This is a genomic window from Candidatus Vagococcus giribetii (assembly GCF_017316185.1).
GTDB lineage: Bacteria > Bacillota > Bacilli > Lactobacillales > Vagococcaceae > Vagococcus > Vagococcus giribetii.
Genome location: NZ_JAFLVX010000010.1, coordinates 1,853 through 4,872, shown reverse-complemented (window position 1 = coordinate 4,872; position 3,020 = coordinate 1,853). Strand labels below are relative to the sequence as shown.

Annotated in this window: 1 rRNA gene; it reads right to left on the bottom strand. The window is 49.2% G+C overall.

The window, feature by feature from the left end:
- Window positions 1-70: 70 nt before the first annotated feature.
- Window positions 71-2,983: ribosomal RNA gene (locus DOK76_RS03280) — 23S ribosomal RNA — on the bottom strand.
- Window positions 2,984-3,020: the final 37 nt, after the last annotated feature.

Sequence of the window (3,020 nt, the reverse complement as noted above, 5' to 3'; positions counted from 1 at the left end):
TTAATTGAGTGATTATTCACTCAAAACTGGATGTTTTATTAGACAACTACTTTTTTATCACCGTTATTTCTTGGTTAAGTCCTCGACCGATTAGTACTAGTCCGCTCCGTACATCACTGCACTTCCACTTCTAGCCTATCTACCTGATCATCTTTCAGGGGTCTTACTTTCTTAAAGAAATGGGAAATCTCATCTTGAGGGGGGCTTCACGCTTAGATGCTTTCAGCGTTTATCCCTTCCACACATAGCTACCCAGCAATGCCCTTGGCAGAACAACTGGTACACCAGAGGTGTGTCCATCCCGGTCCTCTCGTACTAAGGACAGCTCCTCTCAAATTTCCAACGCCCGCGACGGATAGGGACCGAACTGTCTCACGACGTTCTGAACCCAGCTCGCGTGCCGCTTTAATGGGCGAACAGCCCAACCCTTGGGACCGACTACAGCCCCAGGATGCGACGAGCCGACATCGAGGTGCCAAACCTCCCCGTCGATGTGAACTCTTGGGGGAGATAAGCCTGTTATCCCCAGGGTAGCTTTTATCCGTTGAGCGATGGCCCTTCCATGCGGAACCACCGGATCACTAAGCCCGACTTTCGTCCCTGCTCGAGTTGTAGCTCTCGCAGTCAAGCTCCCTTATGCCTTTGCACTCTACGAATGATTTCCAACCATTCTGAGGGAACCTTTGGGCGCCTCCGTTACTCTTTGGGAGGCGACCGCCCCAGTCAAACTGTCCACCTGACACTGTCTCCCACCACGATAAGTGGTGCGGGTTAGAATGGTCATAACACAAGGGTAGTATCCCACCATTGCCTCATTCGAAACTGGCGTCCCGAATTCTACGGCTCCTACCTATCCTGTACATGTGTCACAAACATTCAATATCAAGCTACAGTAAAGCTCCATGGGGTCTTTCCGTCCTGTCGCGGGTAACCTGCATCTTCACAGGTACTAAAATTTCACCGAGTCTCTCGTTGAGACAGTGCCCAAATCGTTACGCCTTTCGTGCGGGTCGGAACTTACCCGACAAGGAATTTCGCTACCTTAGGACCGTTATAGTTACGGCCGCCGTTTACTGGGGCTTCAATTCTGAGCTTCGCTATTGCTAACCCATCCTCTTAACCTTCCAGCACCGGGCAGGCGTCAGCCCCTATACGTCATCTTTCGATTTTGCAGAGACCTGTGTTTTTGATAAACAGTCGCTTGGGCCTATTCACTGCGGCTGAACTTGCGTTCAGCACCCCTTCTCCCTAAGTTACGGGGTCATTTTGCCGAGTTCCTTAACGAGAGTTCTCTCGCTCACCTTAGGATTCTCTCCTCGACTACCTGTGTCGGTTTGCGGTACGGGCCGTTTGTTTCTAACTAGAAGCTTTTCTTGGCAGTGTGATATTAAGACTTCGGTACTATATTTCCCTCCTCATCACAACTTATCCTTAGAGATAAAAGCATTTGACTCTTATCAAGACTTGTTGCTTGAACGCACATATCCAACAGTGCGATCTTGTAACCTACTGCGTCCCTCCATTGTTCAAACAAAACAAACGGGTACAGGAATCTCAACCTGTTATCCATCGCCTACGCCTATCGGCCTCAGCTTAGGTCCCGACTAACCCTGGGAGGACGAGCCTTCCCCAGGAAACCTTAGTCATTCGGTGGACAGGATTCTCACCTGTCTTTCGCTACTCATACCGGCATTCTCACTTCTAAGCGCTCCACCAGTCCTTACGATCTAGCTTCAACGCCCTTAGAACGCTCTCCTACCATAGAACCTAATGGTTCTATCCACAGCTTCGGTAATATGTTTAGCCCCGGTACATTTTCGGCGCAAGGGCACTCGACTAGTGAGCTATTACGCACTCTTTAAATGATGGCTGCTTCTGAGCCAACATCCTAGTTGTTTGTGCACCCTCACATCCTTTTCCACTTAACATATATTTGGGGACCTTAGCTGGTGGTCTGGGCTGTTTCCCTTTCGACAATGGATCTTATCACTCACTGTCTGACTCCCGGACATAAATGAATGGCATTCGGAGTTTATCTGAATTCGGTAACCCAAGACGGGCCCCTAGTCCAAACAGTGCTCTACCTCCATCATTCTTAATTCCGAGGCTAGCCCTAAAGCTATTTCGGAGAGAACCAGCTATCTCCAAGTTCGTTTGGAATTTCTCCGCTACCCACACCTCATCCCCGCACTTTTCAACGTACGTGGGTTCGGTCCTCCAGTGCGTTTTACCGCACCTTCAACCTGGACATGGGTAGGTCACATGGTTTCGGGTCTACGACTACATACTCACTCGCCCTATTCAGACTCGCTTTCGCTACGGCTCCGCTTCTTCAGCTTAACCTCGCATGCAATCGTAACTCGCCGGTTCATTCTGCAAAAGGCACGCTATCACCCATTAACGGGCTCTAACTTCTTGTAGGCACACGGTTTCAGGTTCTATTTCACTCCCCTTCCGGGGTGCTTTTCACCTTTCCCTCACGGTACTGGTTCACTATCGGTCACTAGAGAGTATTTAGCCTTGGGAGATGGTCCTCCCGGATTCCGACGGAATTTCTCGTGTTCCGCCGTACTCAGGATACTCATAGGTGTGTTGTCGATTTCGCCTACGGGGCTTTTACCCGCTACGGCTGACCTTTCCAAGTCGATTCGACTATCTACAACAGCTACCACAGCTGAGTCCTACAACCCCAACAAGCAAGCTTGTTGGTTTGGGCTGTTTCCGTTTCGCTCGCCGCTACTAAGGAAATCGATTTTTCTTTCTCTTCCTGCAGGTACTTAGATGTTTCAGTTCTCTGCGTCTACCTCTATTAAGCTATGTATTCACTTAATAGTAACATCCTATAAAAGATGCTGGGTTCCCCCATTCGGAAATCTCTGGATCATAGCTTACTTACAGCTCCCCAAAGCATATCGGAGTTAGTCCCGTCCTTCATCGGCTTCTAGTGCCAAGGCATCCACCGTGCGCCCTTATTCACTTAACCTTTTTCTAACCTAATGGTTAGACGTTTGTTTATTTTA